Origin of the sequence: Chryseolinea sp. H1M3-3, assembly GCF_029360725.1 — a bacterium.
Classification (GTDB): Bacteria; Bacteroidota; Bacteroidia; order Cytophagales; family Cyclobacteriaceae; genus Chryseolinea.
In genome coordinates, this window is the sequence record NZ_JARKMY010000002.1 from 224,403 (window position 1) to 248,466 (window position 24,064).

General features: G+C 40.6%; 25 protein-coding genes. 7 read left to right on the forward strand and 18 right to left on the reverse strand.

What is annotated here, in order from left to right; all coding sequences use genetic code 11:
* Nucleotides 1-169 precede the first annotated feature (169 nt).
* Nucleotides 170-382 (forward strand): hypothetical protein, encoded by a 213-nt coding sequence (locus P2W71_RS08355; protein ID WP_276369551.1) that lies wholly within the window; start codon nucleotides 170-172, stop codon nucleotides 380-382.
* 24 nt (nucleotides 383-406) lie between these two features.
* Complete coding sequence (locus P2W71_RS08360; protein ID WP_276369553.1) at nucleotides 407-886, forward strand: DUF6232 family protein; 480 nt, start codon at nucleotides 407-409, stop codon at nucleotides 884-886.
* Nucleotides 887-1,040: 154 nt separating this feature from the next.
* On the opposite strand, the gene P2W71_RS08365 is transcribed toward P2W71_RS08360, so the two are convergent.
* From P2W71_RS08365 to P2W71_RS08390, 6 genes are all read right to left on the reverse strand, one after another.
* Nucleotides 1,041-1,406, reverse strand: coding sequence for a hypothetical protein (locus P2W71_RS08365; protein WP_276369555.1), 366 nt, complete (start codon nucleotides 1,404-1,406; stop codon nucleotides 1,041-1,043).
* Nucleotides 1,407-1,561: 155 nt separating this feature from the next.
* A complete protein-coding gene (locus P2W71_RS08370) occupies nucleotides 1,562-3,241 on the reverse strand; it encodes a GAF domain-containing protein (RefSeq protein ID WP_276369557.1) in 1,680 nt (559 codons plus the stop codon).
* A 282-nt stretch (nucleotides 3,242-3,523) separates the two neighbouring features.
* On the reverse strand, nucleotides 3,524-3,859 hold the full coding sequence (locus P2W71_RS08375; RefSeq protein WP_276369559.1) for a hypothetical protein: 336 nt from the start codon (nucleotides 3,857-3,859) through the stop codon (nucleotides 3,524-3,526).
* Nucleotides 3,860-3,871: 12 nt separating this feature from the next.
* Nucleotides 3,872-4,954 carry an endonuclease/exonuclease/phosphatase family protein gene (locus tag P2W71_RS08380; RefSeq protein WP_276369561.1) on the reverse strand — a complete coding sequence of 361 codons (1,083 nt, stop codon included), beginning with the start codon at nucleotides 4,952-4,954 and terminating at the stop codon, nucleotides 3,872-3,874.
* 25 nt (nucleotides 4,955-4,979) lie between these two features.
* Nucleotides 4,980-5,858: an alpha/beta hydrolase family protein gene (locus P2W71_RS08385; protein WP_276369563.1), complete on the reverse strand. Its 879-nt coding sequence runs from the start codon at nucleotides 5,856-5,858 to the stop codon at nucleotides 4,980-4,982.
* A 91-nt stretch (nucleotides 5,859-5,949) separates the two neighbouring features.
* Nucleotides 5,950-6,426 (reverse strand): NUDIX domain-containing protein, encoded by a 477-nt coding sequence (locus P2W71_RS08390; RefSeq protein WP_276369565.1) that lies wholly within the window; start codon nucleotides 6,424-6,426, stop codon nucleotides 5,950-5,952.
* 74 nt (nucleotides 6,427-6,500) lie between these two features.
* Here P2W71_RS08390 and P2W71_RS08395 point away from each other — a divergent pair, with 74 nt between their 5' ends.
* On the forward strand, nucleotides 6,501-6,752 hold the full coding sequence (locus P2W71_RS08395) for a hypothetical protein (RefSeq protein ID WP_276369567.1): 252 nt from the start codon (nucleotides 6,501-6,503) through the stop codon (nucleotides 6,750-6,752).
* Between the two features lie 36 nt (nucleotides 6,753-6,788).
* Here the strand turns inward: P2W71_RS08395 and P2W71_RS08400 are convergent, their stop codons facing one another.
* From P2W71_RS08400 to P2W71_RS08440, 9 genes are all read right to left on the reverse strand, one after another.
* A complete protein-coding gene (locus P2W71_RS08400) occupies nucleotides 6,789-7,178 on the reverse strand; it encodes a hypothetical protein (protein ID WP_276369569.1) in 390 nt (129 codons plus the stop codon).
* Between the two features lie 183 nt (nucleotides 7,179-7,361).
* Nucleotides 7,362-8,282, reverse strand: a complete 921-nt coding sequence (locus P2W71_RS08405; protein WP_276369571.1) for a radical SAM protein — start codon at nucleotides 8,280-8,282, stop codon at nucleotides 7,362-7,364.
* 13 nt (nucleotides 8,283-8,295) lie between these two features.
* Nucleotides 8,296-9,654 carry a glycosyltransferase gene (locus P2W71_RS08410; RefSeq protein WP_276369573.1) on the reverse strand — a complete coding sequence of 453 codons (1,359 nt, stop codon included), beginning with the start codon at nucleotides 9,652-9,654 and terminating at the stop codon, nucleotides 8,296-8,298.
* Between the two features lie 115 nt (nucleotides 9,655-9,769).
* Nucleotides 9,770-10,567 (reverse strand): SDR family oxidoreductase, encoded by a 798-nt coding sequence (locus P2W71_RS08415; RefSeq protein WP_276369575.1) that lies wholly within the window; start codon nucleotides 10,565-10,567, stop codon nucleotides 9,770-9,772.
* Nucleotides 10,568-10,607: 40 nt separating this feature from the next.
* Nucleotides 10,608-11,030 carry a VOC family protein gene (locus P2W71_RS08420; protein WP_276369577.1) on the reverse strand — a complete coding sequence of 141 codons (423 nt, stop codon included), beginning with the start codon at nucleotides 11,028-11,030 and terminating at the stop codon, nucleotides 10,608-10,610.
* Nucleotides 11,031-11,036: 6 nt separating this feature from the next.
* A complete protein-coding gene (locus P2W71_RS08425; protein WP_276369579.1) occupies nucleotides 11,037-11,537 on the reverse strand; it encodes a dihydrofolate reductase in 501 nt (166 codons plus the stop codon).
* Nucleotides 11,538-11,599: 62 nt separating this feature from the next.
* Nucleotides 11,600-12,520 (reverse strand): methionyl-tRNA formyltransferase, encoded by a 921-nt coding sequence (gene fmt, locus P2W71_RS08430; RefSeq protein WP_276369581.1) that lies wholly within the window; start codon nucleotides 12,518-12,520, stop codon nucleotides 11,600-11,602.
* Nucleotides 12,521-12,720: 200 nt separating this feature from the next.
* Nucleotides 12,721-13,356, reverse strand: a complete 636-nt coding sequence (gene nth / locus P2W71_RS08435) for an endonuclease III (protein WP_276369583.1) — start codon at nucleotides 13,354-13,356, stop codon at nucleotides 12,721-12,723.
* 50 nt (nucleotides 13,357-13,406) lie between these two features.
* Nucleotides 13,407-14,609 carry a DUF1343 domain-containing protein gene (locus tag P2W71_RS08440; protein ID WP_276369585.1) on the reverse strand — a complete coding sequence of 401 codons (1,203 nt, stop codon included), beginning with the start codon at nucleotides 14,607-14,609 and terminating at the stop codon, nucleotides 13,407-13,409.
* Nucleotides 14,610-14,713: 104 nt separating this feature from the next.
* Here P2W71_RS08440 and P2W71_RS08445 point away from each other — a divergent pair, with 104 nt between their 5' ends.
* The gene (locus P2W71_RS08445) at nucleotides 14,714-15,937 is read left to right on the forward strand and encodes an ABC transporter permease (RefSeq protein ID WP_276369587.1); all 1,224 of its coding nucleotides are present in this window, start codon (nucleotides 14,714-14,716) and stop codon (nucleotides 15,935-15,937) included.
* 79 nt (nucleotides 15,938-16,016) lie between these two features.
* Nucleotides 16,017-16,574, forward strand: coding sequence for a hypothetical protein (locus P2W71_RS08450; protein WP_276369589.1), 558 nt, complete (start codon nucleotides 16,017-16,019; stop codon nucleotides 16,572-16,574).
* A gap of 18 nt (nucleotides 16,575-16,592) precedes the next feature.
* Here P2W71_RS08450 and P2W71_RS08455 read toward each other — a convergent pair whose 3' ends face one another.
* Both P2W71_RS08455 and P2W71_RS08460 read right to left on the reverse strand, forming a co-directional pair.
* Nucleotides 16,593-17,351, reverse strand: a complete 759-nt coding sequence (locus P2W71_RS08455) for a polyprenol monophosphomannose synthase (RefSeq protein ID WP_276369591.1) — start codon at nucleotides 17,349-17,351, stop codon at nucleotides 16,593-16,595.
* A 255-nt stretch (nucleotides 17,352-17,606) separates the two neighbouring features.
* On the reverse strand, nucleotides 17,607-19,733 hold the full coding sequence (locus tag P2W71_RS08460; RefSeq protein WP_276369593.1) for an elongation factor G: 2,127 nt from the start codon (nucleotides 19,731-19,733) through the stop codon (nucleotides 17,607-17,609).
* A 343-nt stretch (nucleotides 19,734-20,076) separates the two neighbouring features.
* Here P2W71_RS08460 and P2W71_RS08465 point away from each other — a divergent pair, with 343 nt between their 5' ends.
* Both P2W71_RS08465 and P2W71_RS08470 read left to right on the forward strand, forming a co-directional pair.
* Complete coding sequence (locus P2W71_RS08465; protein ID WP_276369596.1) at nucleotides 20,077-21,429, forward strand: hypothetical protein; 1,353 nt, start codon at nucleotides 20,077-20,079, stop codon at nucleotides 21,427-21,429.
* A 232-nt stretch (nucleotides 21,430-21,661) separates the two neighbouring features.
* On the forward strand, nucleotides 21,662-22,480 hold the full coding sequence (locus P2W71_RS08470; protein WP_276369599.1) for a DUF4412 domain-containing protein: 819 nt from the start codon (nucleotides 21,662-21,664) through the stop codon (nucleotides 22,478-22,480).
* 48 nt (nucleotides 22,481-22,528) lie between these two features.
* Here the strand turns inward: P2W71_RS08470 and P2W71_RS08475 are convergent, their stop codons facing one another.
* The gene (locus tag P2W71_RS08475; RefSeq protein ID WP_276369602.1) at nucleotides 22,529-23,926 is read right to left on the reverse strand and encodes an arginine decarboxylase; all 1,398 of its coding nucleotides are present in this window, start codon (nucleotides 23,924-23,926) and stop codon (nucleotides 22,529-22,531) included.
* Nucleotides 23,927-24,064 lie beyond the last annotated feature (138 nt).

Genomic DNA, 24,064 nt, shown 5'->3' on the forward strand with positions numbered 1-24,064 from the left:
AGGCAAGATCTTATTTTTTTATCTTTTAAAATTCACATAAATGATAACTGTTGTAGAAATAATTGCCCAATTTTTTAACGCCTTCATGCAAATAGTTGGATATTCCTTTAAAAATCAATGGCGGAATAATTGCAATGGTTTGTGACAAGCTTATTTAACAAAAAAAATTATGAAGACTTTAGGAATAGTTGTTCTTGCTCTTGGTATCATCATGACAATCTTCACCGGATTTAATATAATCACGAAGGAGAAGGTTGTGGATATAGGGCCGCTGGAAATCAACAAGGAAGAAAAAACTCCGATTTATTGGTCACCGATTACAGGTGGAATACTTATTGTAGCTGGTGCAATTATTCTGGTAGCAGGAAGAAAAGGAAGTTAAACTTTAAAACATTATAAAAACGTTATGATACCTGATAAAGTACTTTACACAGATGGACGTGGGGTTACTGTAACTGACTCAACGTTTCAGGTGAATAAAACTTCTTACCGACTTAATGGTATAGTGAAACATGGTTTATTCATCATGCGGCCTGAGCGCTTGCCCGGCATGCTCCTATTGATAGTTGGGTTTATTGTCGCTGTTGTTGGCATTCTTAATTTAATCCCGCCATCATTTATTCCCAACATGCAGATTGATAACGAATATGTTTCAGCGAATACGGTAGCCATGTGGGCAGGAGGTTCTGTTGCATTGATCGGTCTTTTAATTCTTGCCGTTCTGCGCGAACGGTATGCTGTGCGGATAGCGACTGCCGAGGGCGAAAAGAATGCAATCGTCAGCGACAAAAAAGAATACATTTCTCAAATCGTAAATGCACTAAACGAAGCATTTTCACATAGCCACTTGCATACCGAGCAAGATCTAATGAGAAATCAGATTTAGGTTTGCTCAAAAAAAGAACTTCTCAAGATTACTGACGCAATTAATGTCGAAGTAGCTTGAGAAGTTTTTTAGTAGTTGTTGGTGAATGCTTTCGGAATTCCTTTAGGATTGTAGCCTTAACCTATGCGTTTCCCATAATTGTTAGACTGCGCCATTAGCGATTTTTCTTATCATTTACAGGCTTACCCTCTTTATCGAAACGATAGATTTGAGTGATGTTTCCATCCTTGATTTCGACTGCATAGGATTCGCCATCTTTACTTTTATAAAACGTTTTAGACTCCCCTTTGTAATCGTCACCCTTTAAAGCGTTTTGTAAGTTCGCCGGAATTTCACGTGCTGATATTTTTACCATATCCCGAAGGCCGTTGTCTCGGATTTCTTCCGGGGATTGCCGCACAGCAGGATCACCTTGTCTTACTGGATTTTGGGCTGTATCCAAATCTGAGGATTCTTGTGCGTAGGCAGCTGATCCGACTATACAGGCTGCACTGAGGATAAATATGTTTATTTTTTTCATAGCGACTGTTTTTTTGTTTGAAAACATTCACTACAAATTTGTGCCAGAAAAGTGAGGTACGTTACTGGTATTGATAGCTTCTAAAATCTCAAGCGGGTAAAAGTAGGTCGCATGCTGTGGTTTTATTTCTACACTGCTGCAGGGGATGAGTACTGTTAGTCATCGGCAATCCCGTTACCTTTTAGCTGATTTTCCAAAAGTTTAATTTTGTCTTCGTATTGTTTCTTTTCGGCAGAAAGACTTTTGTCCTTGCTTATTACCTCATTCTCTAACTTTTTTAGTCGCGTTACATCTCTGGATATACCAAATGTTCCAACGACCTCACCCTTACCGTTGATCAACGGCATCTTCGTTGTTGATACCCAGTGTTCTGAACCATCGGTCATGATTTCTTTTTCAATGTAGTCAATCTTGGGTTTACGGGTAGCCATGATCTTCATTTCATCATCATAAGCTTGTTGTGCCCTGGATCTATCTTGAAAGTCAAAATCAGATTTTCCGATGAGGTCTTCCACATTCCCGCTAAAATGGCTTGCCAGGTATTTGCTCACCCGAATAAACTTGCTCGTACGGTCTTTAAAGTAAATCGCGTCCGGGATGTTATCCATTAAGGAGTCAAGAAGATACTTTTCTTTTTCAAGATTCCCTTTCAGGGTCGCCAGCTCCGAGACTGTTCTATTCATTTGCTCCTGTGTCGCCTCTAATTCCTCCATGTTTTGCCTCATTTCCTCCTCCTGTGCCCTCATTTCTTCCGCCTGCTCTTGCGAAATCTGCAAAAGATGGTTTGTCTTTTCAGCTGTTCGCACGGTAATAATCGACGAAGCCAACAGCTCGCCTAACTTTTCGAGAAACTCGATCTCATGAGGTTTGAAAGGTTTTAGAGAGGCAAGTTCCAGCACGCCCTCTATCTTGTCGTTTGTTCGTAGCGGTATCACTAACAAGCTATTGGGGTTCGCTCCACCGAGTCCTGATGTTATCGAAAGATAGTTATTGGGTACCTTGGCCAAATAGACGGTCTGCGCTTCAAGGTAACATTGACCCACGATACCTTCGCCAATTTCGACTGTCTTGGAGATATATTTTTTTCGATCGTAAGCATAACTTGCCCGCAGTTGTAAATACTTACTATTGCTTTTTTCATCTTCCTCCAAAATGAAAAGACCACCTACCTTTGCACCCACATAATTTACAACATTCGAAATCAGATTTTCGGATAGCTTATCAAAATTGTCCTGATACTTACGGATTATTTCTCCGAATTTGGATAGCCCTTCTGTTGTCCATATCCGTATCTGGTCCTCTTCCTTGACACGTTGCATTTGATCGCGCATGTGAAGCAACGCCCCGGCTATTGTTTCCTGATTAGCTTCTTTATTTTTATCGGTCATGCCGTTCCAGGTGATGGCATAATTACCACTTGAGATGGCCTTGATGAATTCGCGCGCCTGCTTTAAGTTGGCAATTACTTTTGCCTTTACCTCTTCTTCATTTTGATTACTCAGTTGCTCCAGTGAATTGAAGATATAGGTTCTGTTGCTCTGATCGAGGTCGGACATGACGTTGCTCAGCCTTTCGCGATTGCGCTTAATATTTGTAAAAAAAAGGTAGAGTACAGGAAGTGCAAATGATACCAATAAAACTTGAAGAATGGTTATTATGTTCAGTGCATTGGTCTCAGGCATTATAGAACCTGATACCTTGGCGGCGTCTTGCAACGGCGCCGCCAGTTCTTTTTGTTGCATTATGTAGATAAAAACAAAAGCCGTATGCACAATAAGCAATACGGCGAACACACTCGTAAAAATCAACAGTGCTTGTTTCTTTAGAAATCGCATTTTGCAGGTATTAAAGTGACTTTGGGGCTTACAAAATCTATTTAAAGGAACTCAATTTGCCTGTTAGGCCCAATTGAATGCAAGGAAATCAAACGTTTGCAAAGATTTACGGGAGATAACACCTACTCCGGTTTTAATGAAGTGGGGGTGTGTGCGTGGCAATCAATTTTATAAGTATAAACGCGAGGAAAAGATAATCATTACGATGAAGGCGCTCATCTTATGGATTCTGCGGGTGAAAACGTTCTTTTTAGTATTCCAATCTTACACTGGTAACTATCCCTACACCAGTTCAATTTTTGTCGGGTAGCTTAACTTATAGTCCGTGGTTTGTTTGTTGATTTTATACCGGGCATTTACATATCCCTTAACGTATTGTTTAACCCTAGCTTCGAATTCGACCTTTGCACCTTCTTTAATATTTGCCTTCTGAAAATTTTTGGAATACGTAAACCACACGTGGTCAGCGACAATCGCCTGCGTTTCCAAATCGATTATGTCCTTCAGTAAAATAGTCTCTTCGGAAAAACCTTGATAATTAATTTTTTTGCCATATTTAATGACAGTAGCGCGAAATTTCTTTCGTTGGCCTTCTTGTTTTTTTAATTCATTTCTCATGATGCGGGTAACTCATTGCTGCAACTGGTACTGACCAATGATGGGGAAGTGATCTGAATGTTTAACATCGTGCAGCGTTTCAAAATTTACTGCTGTAACGCCTGTTGTATAAAATTGATTATCGATACGCAACGCACGCAATGTATTTCCATTGTAAGTAAATCCAAATCCAGTGCCGCTTTCTTCAAAAGCGTTCTTTAGCTTACGTCTCATAAATTGATATGAATACGAATAAGGCATGTCATTGAAATCGCCAACACAGATCACCGGATAAGAGGAAGCTTCGATAAAGTCTCTAAGAATTTTTATTTGCCTGCTTCTTTCAAACACTCCTTCCTTAAGTCGGGCTAAAATAATTTTTGCATTTTCTTTTCGGGATTGAAAGCTCGAGGTATGGATGGGATCAAACTGTTTTAGTCCCATCGATTCCAAGTGAACGTTAATGATGCGTAGTGTGTCACCGTTGATGTTAACGTCTGCAAATGTTATTCGATTAAATCCATTTGTGCTGACCATAATATCGCCAGTTTTTATCATGGGATATTTTGAAATGATTAATGTCCCGACTGCCACTGAATTAACGTTGTGTTGGGTGGAGTCAAATGAAAAGTAAGCATGATATCCCTTCTCATTCATCTTCCTCACAACATCATGTTCCTTGTGACCATTATAATTAATAAATTCCTGGTAACATTGGATTTCGGCATCTTGCTTGAGTATCCACGCCTTATGATCCGCCGTTGCTTTAGTCATTTCATTGAAACTTCTTGGCGTTAAGAATCGGCCGCCCAGGGAATGACTGTTGAAACTAAGAACGCGGAAGGATTGCTCAGATAATACATGTCGCTTAAAAATGCTTTTTAATCCTATGGTTCCAAGTAAATAATTGCTACCAATAACGAGCGTAACAAGGTAGTAGAGGCTGGATTTTTTTCGTAATAATAAAGCAATGAGCAGGAAGATAATATTTAAGGCAAGGGCAAAAGGTATGAGAAAGGTGCCGATCCATAAATTATAGTCTTCCGATGGGGGAATTTTCCCTATCGAATACAATAGAGTTAATACGATCGCGACAATGAAATTAAAATACTTCACAACGTATCCCTTACTTTAAATGGGTTTACTTTTGATGAAAGCTTTCGCTGACAAATGTCAAGACGTCAGGTAATGCGGTTCTCCAGTAGGTCCAGTTATGAACGCCATCACGAACCCGGAATTCATGAGGTATTTTTTTATCGATCATGGCACCGTGCAGCGCCATATTCCCTTTAATTAAAAAATCTTCGTCGCCACAGTCTATGTAGAACCTAACTTTTTTTAATTCGTCCGCATTAGCTGTTTCGACGATTTTAAGAATTGAGTTCTTGTAGTAGTGATCTGTTAACCTTGCTTTGCCGGTTAAGTCCTTTTTGCCGTAAATGTCCCCTAATACATTCTTCCATAAATTATCATCTCCATTAACTATTGCTTCATCCTGAAATACTCCAGCACTTAACGGTGCTGCCGCTGAAAACAACTCAGGATGTTTCGTAGCCATAATTAACGTTCCATATCCTCCCATTGATAATCCGGCTATCGCTCTGTATTGTTTTGTAGAACGAGTTCGATAGGTTGCGTCAATGTGCGGTATTAATTCTTTAATAAAGAAGTCTTCGTAGTTTATCTTTCCATCATGGCTGTTTACATACCAGGTAACGCCACCGTCAGGCATAACGATAATCATCGGCGCTGCCTCTCCAATTTGGGTTACACGGTCAGTGATAAGGTGGGCTTCGCCGAATTGTGTCCAACCGGTTTCGTCATCGGTATAACCATGTAGTAAATACAACACCGGATAGCGTCGATTTGACGTTTCATAATCGGCAGGTAAATAAATGCTGTATTCAACATCTTTTGATAAAATAGTGCTTTTCACCTTAAGACTTTCTTTTAGCAAGCCATTTTGTGAAAATGCCGCATAAGATGAAATGAAAAACAAAAGCGTAACAATTATTCTCATGGTCAAGGAATAGTTTTATGGAAAGGGCAATGTAAAAAAAATGTATTATAAAACGTTGACCATTTTAAACGTTACTACCGCGGTTCTTTCTCTATTTCTTTATTTGAGGGTGATAAATTTTATGAGCTTTTTCCAACAGGGGAATTTGAACCGGATTGATCATTTTAGAGGCCTTATCAAATGTCATCCATTCAGCTCTGTCAACTTCGGGTACATCGATAAATTTTTTTGAAGAGGGTGGCCATTCCATTGTAAAAATGTTTGATACGATACCTTCGGAAGGTTTCCAGTCCCCTTTGAAACACCATGCATGAATCACCTTGCCGCTTTTTAGTTTAACGGTCCCCAGAGGATTGAAGGGTGGCTTGGGTTTGATGCCGGTTTCTTCAAAAAATTCACGTTGAGCTGTTTCCAACAAATCTTCTCCGTTTTCGGGAAGGCCTTTGGGAATGCTCCATACACCTTCGTTCTTTTTAATATAAAACGGGCCGCCAGGATGAACTAAAAAAAATTCAATCTCTCTTTTGTTTTCCCGACACATCAGTAGCCCTGACGCAATATTTGCCATTAGTAATTGGAATTATTTGTGCTATAATAACATCAGCGCATTAAAATTACGCGTCATTAAAAATCGTACCTGAGATGAAATTAAGTAATGATTTGCAGCGAAAGTTAAAGAAACACTATGATTCGAATTCATTTATAGAGAGCAAGTTTAAAGGTTTGGACATCGCCTTCAAAACTGATCATGAGGGTAACCCAATCCTTTTGTTTGTGGGTAAAAAACTTGGTGATGGAAAAATTAAAGGGGATCGCTTTGTCAGAACTCTGCAAAAGGATTTACACGGAGCTATTGTTAAAGATCATTGGGATCTGAAAGGTCCTGCAAACTAAATGAAAGCCAGAAGTTGCCTGGCTTTCTTTGGTAGGTTAATAGTCTTTTACCGGTTTTCCATTTTGATCAAAGCGATGTATCCTGGTACCGGTTCCTTCGCGCATTTCAACAATATAGCTGTCGTTGTTTTTGCTGCGGTAAATGGTTGAGTTGTTTTCCCAGCCTTTGTACTGCTCCCCTTGTAATGTAGATCGCAAAGATGATGGTACATCAGCCGCCTGCATAACCGTCATGTCTTTCCGATAATCTTGCGATTGAGATGGATTTACATCTTGATATTGTGCTCCAACTCCGGGCCCGGCTTTATCCTGCTTTGCAGCGCCGGCTTTACCCTGCGAACCGGACACCCCGGTCGTGTCTTGCGCATACAAGGCAACAGCACCCATGCATAGTGCGCTAGCGAGAACTAGTTTTAATTTTTTCATGATGATTGGATTGAGATTATTTCTTTACAGAATGGTAAAAGCCATGCCAAAGACACCTTGTAAGAAAATCAAATTAGCGAAAGCTTAAACGCTTCATATGGCGATAAAAAATTTCAATTTTACACCTCTTAAAGAATGCTAATACACATTGTGGGTTAGATTGAAGACTATTTTCCACATGGTCTACGATGGATGCGTAGGATTCTGAGATATCGCTGAACCAATACTATCTTTCAGATGGTATTTTTCTCTCAAGGGCGCAACCCTTCGATAAAATTCATTTCGATACCAGGAAGGTGGCTGGTGCCCATAGGCAAACAACTTTATATATTTTTCCTCGAGAGCTGGATAATATTTATGAATGGCCTGAAACATAAGGGTCATACTGTCTGACGGTTTATTGCCAAACAACGTGATCGATGCGGGAAATAAATATCGGACTTGGAGGTTGCTGAAGGCAGCGAACATTGCGTTCAGGTGTTCCTCAGTATCGGTAATGTACGGAAGCAAGGGCATCAGACTAACGCCACTATGAAATCCGGCAGCAAGTGTTTCTTTTAGGGCTTCTATACGTCTGCCGGGGAGTGGTGCACCGGGTTCAAAGATTTTTCCAACCGTATTATCAATGGTCGAAAAGGAAAATGTGACAAATACCTTATGGCTGAGTAATGGCTGCAAATCATGCGGCAAAATTGCGTCGCGATTTATTTTTTCCAATAAGTCAAAATCACGAACAACAAGGTCGGACTTGGTAAGAATATGAACGGGAAATTTATAATGGTGTATTCTTTCCAGTATTTGTCGGGTTAACTGATATTTTTTTTCAATAGGTAAGTACGGATCCGTTGCGGATGATAGTACTATAATTCCGTGCTGGTTCTTTTTCGCGCGATTATGCAATTGGCGTTCAAGAATTTCAACTGCGTTTACTTTTACGCTAAGTTTTTCTTCCATGTTCGCGCCATACTTGCTTCCGCGGATATAGCAGTAAAGACAATTGAATGAGCAAGCGCTGTATGGATTGATGGTATAGTCATCTAAAAACCAGGTATCGCGACGCTTCGTTTTATTAAGTACTGACTTTACATAGATTTCGTTTATCATGACATTCTATTTTTTACGACGGCGCTTTAATAGAAAGAAATTTCTTCATAAAATTTGACGCGGTGTATAGCATGTCATGTCTTTTCAATGCTTGAATATTTTTTCTATAGATTGGATTCGACAGGATCTCTTTGATCTTCAACCGAATTTCATTCGGTGTGTCGGCCATGGCGTTCCCTCGAAGGCCCAACTTATTATAGGCAATGCGTGCGGCGTTTCCGTAAGGATCAAATTCGGGATGAATCGGGTATGCGAGCATGGGTACTTCGTGCAAGACAGCCTCTTTAATTGAATTCATCCCGCAGTGCGTAATAAATACGTCACTGTATTTTAAAACCTCAAGCTGCGGGACTGATTTGAAAGTAAAAACATTCTTGGCAAGCTTAAATTCACTAATGTCCTCGTCGTTAGCCCTTAGTGAAAGGATGAGAATAAACTGTTCTTGGGATGTGACGGCGACCACCTTTCTCAAAAAAGAGGACATCACAACTTTTTCTTTTGGTTCAATTGTACCAAAAGAACAATAAATGAGCTTTGACTTCTCCTTTTCTTTGATTGCCAAAATGTGTGAAAGTGAATCTTTAAAATCTTTTTCCAATTCAACATTACGATTTTCAAAAGTCATGAAGCCTACATAATGTTGATTTGGCTCTGGTTCAAAGTCGGGAAAATCAAATTCTTTGGGTGAAATGATGAACTGGTCAATCTCCCGGAGCGCAAAATTCAATAGTCCACGGTGCTTCGAAATATATTTTTCAGGTGTTGAATTTCTCTTTAATCTCCTCTGAATAATATAGCGTTCATCAAAGCCGAGCCATATTAATTTTTTTTTGAAGGTACTTTTGAATTGATTCCATTTCATTTGTCGTTCGGCTTTTTTTACAGCTGCCTTGTCGTTGGGAAATGCATCACTGTTTAATGGCGGCCTGCCGGGAACAAAATGCAAAGGGAGCATCGGATGGACAATACCCACTCTTATCTCACGTTTTTTAACCTGATTATACATGACAATGAAATCCGTAGCTTGGCGTGAGTCGATGAGAATTGTGTTTGGCTTTAATTCTTCGATCATCCAGAACAGATCGACTTCGCGTTCATGGTATAAACGGTCGCTGATCCTATCGCGGAGGGACGCAAGCGTCACGTGTTTTCTTTTTTCGACCGTGTTAACCCATTTTTCGAAACCATATCCGAATGGATAACTTTTCAATAAATAGAATTTGAATCCTAACGTGAGAACGTGCGATTGAAAGAATGCTGTTCCGGCAAAGTAAACTTCATAATTCGCTTCTTCTAAAATGCGTGCGATTTTTAACACCGCAAGAATGTGACCCATGCCATGATAAAAAAGGAAAACCACACGTTGCTTCATAGTAAATAAAGATAATGAATAGTCCCAGATTCATTTTGATTTACAACCAAATGGGTAGACGTCATCAATACGACGTGCCAACCAAGGCCTTAAGAGCGGCTTGGAGAAATTCAAGTCATCGCACAGGCACTTTACGAATAATTTTTGAAAAGACTGTAGGAAAAAATCGCTTGAGGTAAACAGCAAAAACTTCTTTGCCGCCGATGTAGACTTCCTCTTGCTGCCTTTCAATGGCGACAACGATTTTTCGGGCGCACCATTCGGCGGATTTCTTTTTGTAGTGTGTCAGCGTTTTGTCGTTTTGAGTACGTTCGCCGGTTAGCGCTTTAACGGACAAGTTTGTCTGAATAAAACCCGGACAGATCATCGTAACCTTAATATTATCCTTCCAGTGTTCAGCGCGAAGTGCATCGAAGAACCCATGGAGTGCATGTTTTGATGCTGCGTATGCAGAACGGAACGGTGTTCCAAATTTCCCTGTAAGGCTGGTGACGGTTACATAATGACCTTGTTGGCGCTGGATAAAGTGTGGGAGCAACGATTTAGTTAGCGTAATCGTTCCAAAAAAATTTACTTCCATGATTTGTTTATCAACTTCGAGTGATGTTTCAAGAATCAAACTCCGTTGACCGACGCCGCCATTGTTCACCAGTATATCAATATGACCAAATAATCGAATCGCTTGCGCAGTGATATTTTGAAGCATTGCTGTATGGGCGAGATCTAGTGGCAAAATGAATATATTGTTTTGCACGGACACGGGACAATTTGCTTTGACACGTTCCAGCTCTTCTTTTCTTCTCGCGGACAGAATCACTTTTGCATTCTGATTGGCGAATTCATAGGTTAATGCCTCACCAATACCCGAAGATGCGCCGGTAATCCAAATGATTTTATCGGTAAGATTCGACATACGCGAATGTGACGTCTTTTTTAGCCGTGTGGACGCCACGTTAAGGTAAAACGATATTATCGTGCTCGTCTAAAGGCCAGAATGGATTGTATGCCACTTCAAAAAGATGCCCATCCAAATCCTTGAAGTATCCACTGTATCCACCCCAATATACTTTTTGCGCAGGCTTGATGATTGTTGCACCTAATTCTTTTACTGTTTGCAGAACGTCATCAACTTCTTTCTCAGACTTCGCATTGTAGGAAATTGTTATTCCGGAGAAACCAGAACCTTCAACATTTATCGTAGCATCATCTGCCAGATCTTGCCTCGGATGGAGTGCCAATACCATTCCTCCCAGGGGAAAAAGTGCAAGGCCGTCCATGCTTGCCGAAGATTTTTTCCATCCGAGTCCTTCGAAGAAGGCAACGGATCTACCAAAATCGTTTACGCCGAGTGTTATTAAATTTAATTTTTGTCTCATCGATTTTTACTTTTTATCATAAACAACAAAATCGAAACTGTAAGCGTGACGATCGTCTTTATCATGATGCTTTCGAGATGTCTCTTTCCATTGATTCCGATCAAACGTTGGGAAAAAAGTATCGCCTTCTATCTCAGCTGCAATTTCTGTAAGGTAGAGTCTGTTGGCGTGTGGCAAGCCTAGCTTGTAAATTTCTGCGCCCCCAATAATAAACGCTTCAGATTCATTGCTTCTTTCAGCAAGTTGCAAACCTTTCTCTACCGAATTAACGACAATGCATCCAGGAGCATTAAAATTTTGCTGGTGGGTTACTACGATGTTAGTTCGCTGTGGAAGTGGTTTAAACTTTTGTGGAATCGAGTCATAATTTTTTCGGCCCATAATGGTGTGATGGCCTTTGGTTGTTTCCATGAAATATTTCATGTCGTCGGGCAATTTCCAGGGGAGGTCATTATTTTTCCCAATTACCTGATTTCGGGAAAGTGCTGCTATCATTGAGATTATCATATATCGAGAAGTAAGAATTCGAAAGTTAGTAAACTCAGTTGACCACGCGATGTATCACCAGGTTAAAGTTTATTTCCCCGGAAAAATTCCTGAATAGACATTCTCTTTTTACCTTCTGGCTGAAGCTCATCAATGGCAACCCATCCGTCAGAAGTTCTGATATGTAGATAGTTTTTATGGTCGGTCCGAATAGGCTCCGTAGACAATTGAGCATCGGTTGCAGGTGGAATAGATACTTTAAAGATCTTAAAAATCTTTTCTCCGAAATGAGTCCAGGCGGCAGGATACGGACTCAAACCCCGGACAAAATTTCGTACCTCTTCACTTTTTTTATTCCATTGGATCTCGCACGTCTCTTTAAAAATTTTTGGTGCATGCTTCAATGCCCCACGTTCAGGCTGTGGCACTAATGGATAATTATTTTGTTCGATTGCCCGAACAGTTTTTAATACTAATTCAGCACCTTTTTTCATTAAGCGTTCATACAGCGTCCCCACATTGTCGTCTTCATAGATAGGTTCTTTTACTTGAAAAATTATGCTGCCCGTGTCAATTTCGTGTTTCAAAAAAAAAGTAGTAGCGCCAGTCTCTTTTTCACCGTTAATAATCGCCCAATTGATTGGCGCAGCACCTCTGTATTGTGGCAGGAGGGAAGCATGCAGATTAAATGTTCCGATGGATGGCATCGACCAAACCGATTCCGGAAGCATGCGAAAGGCGACGACAATCTGCAGATTTGCTTGATAACTTTTAAGCGCTGATATAAATTCCGGTGCTTTTAATTTGTCGGGCTGTAGAACAGGTATGTTATATTTTAACGCGCATTCTTTAACGGGAGAATAAGTAATTTTTTGACCACGGCCTTGCGGCTTATCAGGCGCCGTGACAACAGCAACTACGTTGTATTTATTCTCTACCAATATTTCGAGGCTGGGCACAGCAAACTCCGGGGTGCCCATAAAAATGATTCGAAGATCGTGCATAGGTTGCGAAGTAAAGCATTTATTGAAAATTCATCACACATAGGGCTTTGATATATAGCAATGTTAATGCAGAATAGTTGGCACATTAACAGATGTAGGTCCGTTCTAAAACAGACCCAGGAAGAAAAATACATTGTGAACCGTATAATTCATAAGACATAAATCTGCCATCATGATTTAAACTACGGTGCATAACGTCGTTAATCCCGGAGTTCCTTTCGCATATATTTTGAACAGATGGGACATTCCCGCCAGTTGTGATTACGCGCGGGACAAAATTTTCGCCCAAAGTAAATAATTTGAAGGTGGGCTTTGTTCCACTTCTCTTTTGGAATTAAGCGTTTCAAATCTTTTTCCGTTTGTTCTACGCTTTTACCCTTGCTAAGTCCCCAACGGTAGGCTAGGCGATGAATGTGGGTGTCCACGGGGAACGTGGGCAGACCAAACCATTGCGTCAAAACGACCGAAGCCGTTTTGTGTCCGACGGCAGGAAGCTCTTCCAGTTGTTCAAAAGTATTGGGAACTTCACCATTATATTTTTCAACTAAAATTTTTGACAGGCCATGAATTCCTTTTGATTTCATCGGCGACAATCCACAGGGCCGGATGATGTCACGGATTTCATCGACACTCATCTTCAACATATCGTAGGGATTGTCTGCTTGTTTAAAAAGCTTCGGCGTTGTTTTGTTCACCATCACGTCCGTACATTGTGCGGATAGAAGAACCGAGATAAGCAGTGTATACGCGTCTTTGTGATGAAGTGGGATTTCGGGATCAGGAAAATGTTTTTCCAGGATATTTAAGATGTCATTAACTTTTTCTGCCTTCGTCATATGAACTCTGATGTTCGGCCGTGAATGGTATTAATAGAAACGCGAACTTTTTATTCGTATAACAGATATTTGGTTCTCATTTCCTTGTACGCATCCAGATCTTTTTGCCATGTCTGCCGGATTTGATCTTCAGTGAGGCCGTCTTTTATTTGCTGGCGCAAGATTTTGTTACCCGCAAGACGTTCAAAAAATGGAATAAAAAATTTTTCTTTATCCGGAAAGGCCTTGTACATGTCCAGCAGGTAACGTAGTTCAATTTTTTTCGGTACTGCAACTTGTCGCAGATCCAAACCGTAGCATAACTTATTTTCCTGCGGCGGATTTTTTGCCATGCCTTCAATAGTAACGGGTGTGAATTGAAAGTCGAAATTTTTTAGATCTGGATGTCCAATCACTTGAAAAGGAAATTGCGTTCCTCTTCCTAAGCTCAACACAGTACCTTCAAAAAAACAAATTGAAGGATATAATTTTACAGCCTGATCGTTGGGAAGGTTAGGAGAAGGTCTTAGTGGCAGCGAATATTCGTCGCTATGTCTCCAATTCTGGAGTGGTATTATTTCGAGTTCACACTTCTTTTTGCCTTCCAACCAGCCTTCGCCAGTAATCATTTGTGCAAACTCGCCCACGGTCATCCCATGAACTACTGGAACCGGATGCATGCCTACAAACGACTTTTGTTCAGGCGAAAGCACCGGACCATCGATGTAACTTCCATTGGGATTTGGCCTATCAAGCACAATCAATTTTTTTCCATTTTCTGCGCAGGCCTCCATCACGTAGTGCAAGGTGCTGATGTACGTAAAAAAACGTACGCCTACATCCTGGATATCATAAATGATAACATCGACATCCGCCAGCTGTTCAGCAGTAGGCTTTCGGTTGTTGCCGTAGAGCGATATTACTGCAAGACCAGTTTTTGTATCGAATCCGTCTTTAACATGTTCGCCATTGGCAGCATTACCGCGAAACCCATGTTCAGGAGCTAGAATCTTTTTTATAGTGACGCCCCGGCTTTTTAGCGTATCCGCCAAATGTGTATTTCCTACAGTAGCTGTATAGTTAACAACCAACGCAACATTCTTGCCTTTAATTTTTGGAAGCAGCAGGTCAAGCTGTTCAGCGCCTACCACGACTTGTACCGGAGCTCCAGGCTCCTTAGCTGTGGGGTCCGAAATTTTGGTTGGCGATTTTTTACTATTACTGCATTGAATGAAGCTTATCAGAACCAGCAAAACGAAAAACAATCTCTGCATGTCTCTTTTTTACGTTCAAATTAGACTCCTCATAGAGTTGGTTGTACACTAATGTTATCCTATTTTGCGAAGAATCATTACTGCTGAAAAGTTAGCAATAACCCTTGAACCTTTCATATTTCATATCCAAAAGAATCAGTCGGGAGCAGAAGCAAGGATTTGCCTCATCCATTCATACCATCGCCATTATCATTGTCGGTGTAGGATTGGCAGCCGTTATAGTTTCGTTTTTGATCATGCGCGGTTTTCAGGAAACTGTTAAGAATAAAATTTACAGTTTCAATGGTCACCTCACGGTAACGAAGTATACCATGAACTATTCGAGGGAAGAGCAACCCATGAATTATTACGTTGACTTGTATAAAAATCCGCAGCAATATCCTTTCATCAAACATGCGCAGGAATATGCCCACAAGCCAGGGTTGGTAAAAACCGGAGATGATGAAGTGCTGGGTATTATTGTTAAGGGCGTAGGAAGGAGTTACGATGTAAATGCTTTCCAGGAAAATATGGTGGAAGGGAAATTTGTTGATTTTCCAGATTCCAGTTATTCGAACCAGGTAGTCATTAGCAGAATTATATCGAACAAACTACAGGCAAAAGTTGGAGATGAAATTACAGTTCACTTTTTTCAGAATCCGCCGCGTGTCAGAAAACTTGCGATATCGGGTATATACGAAACCAACCTCGCTGAATATTTTGATAGTAACGTTATTCTTGGTGATTTACGCATGATTCAACGACTTAATGACTGGTCCGACAGTCTTGCCGGCGGTTTAGAGATTTTTTTAAAAAACCCTTCGGATATCGAGGAAGCTGGCTATGCCATCGGCGAGACAATGGATTTTGATCTCAACATCGAAAGTGTGAATGATAAATACATTCAGGTGTTTGAATGGTTAAATCTGCTAAGCAGACAGGTGAATATCTTATTAGGCATCATACTTGTTGTCGTATCTGTAAATATTGTATCCATTGTGTTGATACTGGTCATGGAACGTACCCAGATGATCGGGTTGCTGAAAGCTTTAGGTGGTGGTAATAAATTTATCCGTTCGATTTTCATTTACAACGGCATAAACCTTATAACAAAAGGTTTGCTTCTGGGAAATATTGTTGGATTAGGTTTATGTTATCTTCAATACCGATTCAGACTTGTAAAACTAAACCCACATGACTACTACATGAGCTTTGTTCCAATCAGTTGGGAGTGGCAGATCGTAGGTGTGTTAAACATTTTCACGTTTCTTATCGTTTCATTCGTGTTATTGTTACCAACGATGGTTATTGCCAGAATAAATCCGATTAAAGCAATCCGTTTTGATTGATAATAATCATTTAAACTTAAAATAATTTTATATTTTTGTTCTTATAAGGAGCCCACCTTATTCGAAATGTTACATTGTTATGCAATTAAAATTCAAAAATCCGGTTAGGCCAGATCTAACCAACACGATCCAGAAGCGAAACAGAAGACTTCAGGCGTTTTTTAGTGCAAAGAATCTGGATGTGAGATTGCACGGTGATGCTCAAAATCCGCTCATGGTATTGTGTGGATGTGTAGGCTTGTCAGCTTATGTTCACAATTTCGATCTTCGGTTGTTGGATAAACCCAACCAAGGTGAAGTTATGAAAATCTATAAGCTCACTGAAATCATTCAAGGAACGCGTGAAGAAGTGGTAGAGTGGATACAAACTTATCCGCAAATGCCTTTGTTTCGAATTCAACACAGTTCAAGCAAATTGTTCTTGTGCGGTTTCAATTTTGTAGATCGCGAACAGAAATTGGGACGTTATCCCGTTTTTGCACGTGAGGACTATCATATCTACAAACAACGCGAAGCTGCAGAAGACATTTTGAACATGCTAAAAGAAGACGGCTATGAAGCTGAAATCACTGAGCCTGATCTTGAGCTTGTGAAGTCACACGTTGGGCCCGTAACATTTATCGGGTATCAGGAGTAACCGTTAAAAAATTTTGGTTTAAGAAGATTGTCCTAACGGGATATACTTCTTAAACCAACTTTGAATGGTCATTTGAAGGACACCAAAGAAAGCTTCTTTAAATATTCCAGGAGACATTTTCGACTCGCCTAAAGTGCGGTCAGTAAAAATTATGGGTATTTCTTTTAAGATAAATCCAAATTTCCAGGCTAAAAACTTCATTTCGATCTGAAATGCATAGCCAACAAACTTTACACTGTCTAACGGTATCGTTTCTAAAACTTTTCGGCGGTAACAAACAAAACCAGCTGTTGTATCGTGAATAGGCATGCTCGTAATCAAACGAACATAGCTGCTAGCAAAATATGAAAGCAAAACTCTGCCAATCGGCCAATTCACAACATTCACACCTGTAGCGTAACGCGATCCAATCGCGACATCGCTTCCACGTTCGGAGCACGCGAGGTATAAATTAACAAGGTCTTTTGGATCGTGTGAGAAATCTGCATCCATCTCCAAAATATAATCATACCCCTTCTCCATGGCATATTTAAAGCCTGTAATATAGGCAGTGCCTAATCCAAGCTTGCCGGGCCGTTTAACTAAATGAAGTTTTGTTTCAGTGTCGGTGTTGTATTCTTTTTGCATTTGCTCGACAATCTCCGGAGTTCCATCAGGAGAACTGTCGTCCACAATAAGAATATGAAAGTCTTTTGCTAACCCAAAGACGGTATCGATGATAGCGCGAATATTTTCGCGCTCTTTGTAAGTCGGAATAATTACGATCGCGTTACTCAAAGAAATAGCGGGGTTATAACAAATCTATAAAAAGTCATCTTTTAAACAATCGTTTTCATGGTTTGGAAAATATGATTTTTAAGCTTATAGATTTTTTTGCCCCTTCATTTGCTTACAAGTACAAACAAGAAACTAAAAACACACGCACACTTAAGGCTAAAACTGAGAGAATATTCCCCTGACAAGTCTTTAAAAGCCTCTCTTTAACATGAAGAATGAAACCCGAATTATTGCAGGTCGGGTCTCATCTTTACCTTACACAAGTGCAGGTTCATGCGCTTGTCTCTCTAATTTATTTTGAAGATCGTACGGCACTGTGCTGAACTCAGCAAAACGTTGATTGAAATTTGCCCGTCCTTGTGATAATGATCTTAAAGTTGTAGAGTATTTGTCTAGTTCCGCAAGTGGCGTTTTAGCTTTGATGACTTGAAAACTTCCTTTGCTGTCAATTCCCATGATCAGTGACCTTCGCGTTTGCAGGTCGCCCATCACTTCACCCATCACATCTTCAGGTACCATAATTTCCAGGTCATAAATGGGTTCAAGCAGTTGTGGTTCTGATTTCATAAAAGCATCTTTAAAAGCCATCATGCCTGCAATCTTAAACGATATGTCATTTGAATCCACGGGGTGCATTTTTCCATCATACACCATTACCCTTACATCGCGAACATAAGAGCCTGTGATCGGACCCTCTTCCATTTTTTCCATAATACCTTTAAGGATCGAGGGAATAAATCGCGCGTCGATAACGCCTCCCACGATGCAATTGTAGAACACGAGTTTTCCGCCCCAGTCGAGATCGACAACTTCTTTCCCTCTCACGGGAAACTCTGTAGGTTCGGGCATACCTTCATAATAGGGTTCAATCTTTAAATGTACCTCTGCAAATTGTCCGGCGCCCCCCGATTGTTTTTTATGTCGATACGACGCAGTTCCTGATTTTCGAATCGTTTCCCGATAGGATATCCGTGGTGAGTTAAACGATACATGAAGCTTGTAATGATTTTCTAAAAACCACTTGCAGACGGCAAGATGTAATTCGCCCTGACCCGATACAATAAGCTGCTTTACGTCCTTGGAGTATTCAACTTGGAGTGTCGGATCTTCCTGATGAATTTTTTGCAAGACTTCACCAATTTTTTCATCATCGTTTTTACTTAACGCTACGACCGCGGTGCGTATCCTTGGTTTGGGAAATTCAATTTCCTTTAAGGCCACATCATACCCTTTTGCATGAAGCGTTTGATTGGTATAGGTATCTTTTAACTTAAGGGTTGCGCCAATATCACCTGCAACAAGTTTATCCACAGGGTTTCGGGTCTTGCCATCCATAATGAAAAGCTGATGAAACCGTTCAATGGTACCCGTTTGATGATTGATCAACTCGGCATTGGTAGTTACTTCTCCGGAGATAACTTTGAAAAATGAAAGTTTCCCCAAATTAGGTTCAAGGTGAGTTTTAAAAACAAACAACACGGTGGGCTTGGTTGGATCAATCGTTATTTCAGTCCCGTCATTTTTGATTTCAGGTTTCGCTTCAATAGGGGCAGGTGCGACATTATCAATAAAGCCCATCATTCGTCCGCTTCCCATGTTTTTCTTCGCTGACATGACAAATACAGGAAAAACATCATGATGGATCATGCCGAGTTTTAAGCCCTCCCGCATTTCATCTTCATCTAATGTACCCTGCTCAAAATATTTTTCCATTAGCTTCTCATCATTTTCCGCTGCCTTTTCCACCAATTCATTATGAAGCCTTTCAGCTCGTTCTTTTTCGGATTCAGGAATGGGCAGCTTTTCGGGTTTGCCACCTTCTGCTGGAAATTTATACATCACCATTTTTAGAAGATCGATGATTGCATTAAAGTTCTCGCCTTGATCTACGGGGTACTGCATTTGCACTACGGCGCTGCCGAACCGTTCTTTCAATGCAGCGAGCGAAGAATCAAAATCTGATTTTGGGTGATCAACCTGGTTGATGGCAAAGATTACCGGTTTTTGGAATTGGTCAATGTAATTCCAAATTAACGCTGTGCCTACTTCCACTCCATATTGTGCGTTAATAACCATAACGCACGTGTCGGCTACACGCACAGCTGTGATGATTTCGCCAATGAAATCATCAAAACCAGGTGTGTCAATAATATTTATTTTGTAATCTCTCCACTCGGTGTGCATGGACGAAGCGAATACAGAGTTGCCTCGCTCTTGTTCAATTTCATGGAAATCCGAAACGGTATTCTTTCCGTCGATGGTACCTCTCCGATGAGTGATACCAGCTTCAAAAACCATATCCTCGGCCAGCAAAGTTTTGCCGGCCTTTGGCGCCCCTAACAGAACAATGTTCTTAATGTGTTTTTCGTCGTAGATTTTCATACTGCTTTATGTTTAAGAGGGTGAACGATTGAACCCTTCTGAACCGGAGGTTGCAAGCATAAGTATGGTGGCCGAGACAGAGAGGTCTTGGAAAACGAATGGGTTAGTCCGCTTAATGAAAACTTGATGCATTTCATAGGCGAAGTGAATTGAGGACTAAACGGAAGGCAACCTGAAATGAAAGTAACCAAAAATCATATCAAAGTAAACCTCAAAGCATGATCAATGTTCAAAAATTGCCAGAAGGTTATCCCAGTATACAGGTGTAAGGAAATCAAAAGGAATAAAATCTCAGTTCGATTCCAGTCTCATATTTTCGTATGCCTTTTCAACCGGTAATGTGATGAAGAAATGTGTGGCCCTGTTCTTTTTATGCCTGTATGGCTTTTTTGCCAATGCTCAAGTTGACTCCACTGCTGCGAACGTGAGTGATGGTGATGATCTTTTCGATATGTCACTTGAAGACCTTCTCAAGCTGGAAATCGTGGATCGGAATTTTTACCTCTACGGCTATATTAATTCCAATCTTCAAAAAACCTTTGCCTATCCTACTACCCTTGATGACGGATCGGTGAGGCGTGTTTCCGACCCCGTGGAATGGGCACCCGTCCGCAACTTTCATATTTATGGCAAGGGGAATTTCTCTGATAAGATTAGTTATCTCTTTAATCTTTCAGGAAGCGAGGACCATATTGAGGTGAGAAATGCGTGGGGAAATTTTTCAATCCAGGAGGCATTCCAAATCCGTGTCGGAAAAATGTATCGAAAATTCGGATTGTATAATGAACGGCTCGATCAAATTCCAACATTTATTGGGATAGAGGCTCCGGAAATGCTTGATACGGATCATTTGTTTTTGACACGGACAACATCGGCAATGATTCATGGAAATTTCAGCAATTCAACACGAGAGATTTCTTATGCGTTAATGACTGAAAATGGCGAAGGTGGAGCTCAAAAGCAAGTAATACCCATCGGGTGGGACCTCCGTTATAAATCCTTTACCAATTCCTTAATTACGGGTTTCTCCGGATATTCCTCTAGCATTAGTAATGAGAAAAGCACTTCAACGGTTGCATTAGGAGATGGGTCGCCGAGGGGCGGAATCTTACCCTGGATGAAAGGCGATCGGTTTTCAGTTGTTGGTTTTTTCTTAGAAAAACAACTGGGTAAAAAACTTCTTATTCAAACGGAATACTATATCGCTTCGCACAGTGCAGTTCGTGACCCGGAAGCCGTGCTGACAGTGATTCAGAATACGAAATTAAATGCAACACAGCGGGACAGGTTTTTAATATCAAATGAAAACATTCCGAATGAAGAGCTAACGACGGCTGATGTTGCAACCAATATTCAGTACGATGTGCAGACCTGGTATATCAGGTTAGGTTACAATATTCAAACCAGCGTCGGTCAATTCGTTCCATATTTGTTCCTGGATTGGATGCGTCATCCGGAAGCAATACAAAGTAAAACATATGGCGGCGATGAAGAGGCGGGTCTTGCTGACGATGGAATTTTCTGGAAGCCTTCCGCGGGTTTGGTATACAGGCCCTTAACTAATGTTGCCATCAAACTTGATGGAAGTTATCATATTCAGCAATACATGGGTAGAACAGTTTCGTATCCGGAACTTCGTATAGATTTTTCCTTTGCATTCAGCAACAACCTTTTTGATAACACCTTCGGCAAATAAGAACGGCGGGTCTTATCTTCCTAAGTCATCCAATCTATGTTATTAGCACGTCTCGCGGCTAATGGCACTCATCATTGGGGGCCTAAGGAGGCATGCCTCTTTTTAATATCAATCATTCCACCTGCCTGTTGATGGATGTACAATTAAAATTCGTATCCGGCTGGTTGTTCTGCATGAAGTGATTTATTTTGTGCCAATTCTGTTTCTAGTACTTATTAAACTTTTGCGACACATGAAAACTATCCTGCTGGCATTATTACTCGTCATTATAACCGGAGCCGGCGCTCTGAGTCAGAATTTCGAAGGAACTATTATTTGGAAAGTCACCACAGAGATGGACGCAGCCACTAAAGCGCAAATGGACGAAGCTCAAAAGAAAATGAATGATCCTGAAACGCAGGCGCAGATTAAAGCCATGAAGGAAAAGATGAACGATCCTCAATTTAAACAAATGATGGAGTCGAATCCTCAAATGAAGGCACAAATGGAACAAATGCTGAAAATGACGGAAGGGGGGAACATCAATTCAATGATGCCAACAGGATTCGTACTCAAGATGAAAGATCAAAATACCCTTACTAAAATGGAGGGCGGTATGATGGCTAATTTTGAAGTATTGTATCTGAAAAATAAGAATACCTCTTACAGAATTGACCGTGAAGCCAAAACATACTCAGTCATGTCATTAGAAGGGATGGATACGGTAAAAGTCTCAGATGTTAAAGTAACTAAGACTGGCGAGACTGCTAAGATATTAAACTATACATGCACCAAATATATTGCTGAATCAACGATTCAAGGTCGTAAAGTCCAACAGTTTTTCTGGACAACAAAAGACATCAAGGGACTTGATATGAAAAGCCTGGCCCAGCAACAGGCAGGTAATAAAAACCAGCATGCGTTATTTTACAGCAAGATTGAAGGAGTTCCTTTGAAAATGGAAATGAAACAACCTGAGATGACCATGATTATGGAAGCCACGGAAGTCAAGAAGCAGTCGTTACCAGCTTCAGATTTTGCGATCCCTGCAGGTTATAAAGAAGTAAAATAACCGCCTTAGCGCGCGTTAGACCTTCAACGTCAAATTAAGGCTTTGATATTATTTGTTGTAGCCGAGCACTTTTAACATGCTCTCACTCGTCTGTTCGTCCGCAAAAAGTTTGGTCGTTATCTCCCCATCTTCATTGCGATCGATCAGTACATGTTTTGGTGCAGGAATAAGGCAGTGTTGAATGCCCCCATAACCTCCCAGCGATTCCTGGTAAGCACCTGTATGGAAAAACCCGATGTAAAGTTTTTCTTCATCTGTGATCATCGGAAGGAATACTTCTCCCGTATGGGCCTCGGAATTGTAGTAATCCATGCTATCGCAGGTTAATCCTCCGATGTTTACTTTATGATACGGATCGTCCCATTTATTGAGGGCTAACAATATGTATTTCTGGTTTAACCCCCATGCGTCTGGCAGGTGCGTTATAAAAGAACCATCAATCATATACCACAGCTCTTTGTCGTTCTGCAGTTTTTGATCAACCAATGAATATAGAACTGCACCACTTTCTCCAACAGTGTAGCTGCCAAACTCAGTAAAAATGTTGGGAACAGGCACATTGTTTTTATCACAAATCCATTTGATATTTTCAACGATCTGTTCGATCATGTACTTATAGTCGTAATGGAATGTAAGCGAAGTTTTAATGGGGAAACCTCCGCCAATATCGATGGAATCCAGCGTAGGGCAGATCTTTTTTAAATCGCAGTATTTGAAAATAAAACGGCTTAATTCACTCCAGTAGTAAGCAGTGTCTTTAATTCCGGTATTGATGAAAAAGTGCAACATCTTTAGTGTTGCTTTTTGGCTGCTGGCTATCTTTTCTTTGTAAAAAGAGTTGATGTCGTTATAACGAATTCCGAGTCTTGAGGTATAAAATTCAAACTTTGGTTCTTCATCAGCTGCAACCCTGATTCCTACCCGATAAGGGACATTGACATTTTCTTCATAGTAGTCAATTTCACCTAAATTATCCAGGATCGGTATGCAGTTATGAAATCCGTCATTCAGCATTTCGCTGATATATTGACGATACAACGGCATTTTGAATCCGTTACAGATCACATAGGTATCCTTCGTAATCTTTCCTTTCTCATACAGGGCACGCACAATGGGAATATCAAAGGAAGAAGACGTTTCCATGTGAACATCCTTGTTTTTCAAGGCCTCCTCCATGACAAAGGCGAAATGAGAAGATTTCGTACAATAACAGTACGTATATTTCCCATTGTACTTAAATCGCTCTATGGCATTGTTAAAAGTAGCCTGTACAAAACGTATATTTTCGCTTATTCTGGGTAGATACGTAAGTTTCAGGGGGGTGCCATATTGTTTAATGATATCCATTAACGGCACATCATTAAACAGCAATTCGTGGTCTCGAACCTTAAATTCTCGCTGTGGAAACTCGAAGGTCTGCTCAATCAGCTCGCGGTAACTCTTCATTGAATCATTTGGACGTTAATCATTAGTTAACCGTCAATAACTTTTTCTGGTAAATAAGGTTTCTTTTTTTGATCCTCTTTCTATTCTATTAACAGTCAATAAACAATTAGGCTGCTGGCGAAAGAGGTGCAATATTGT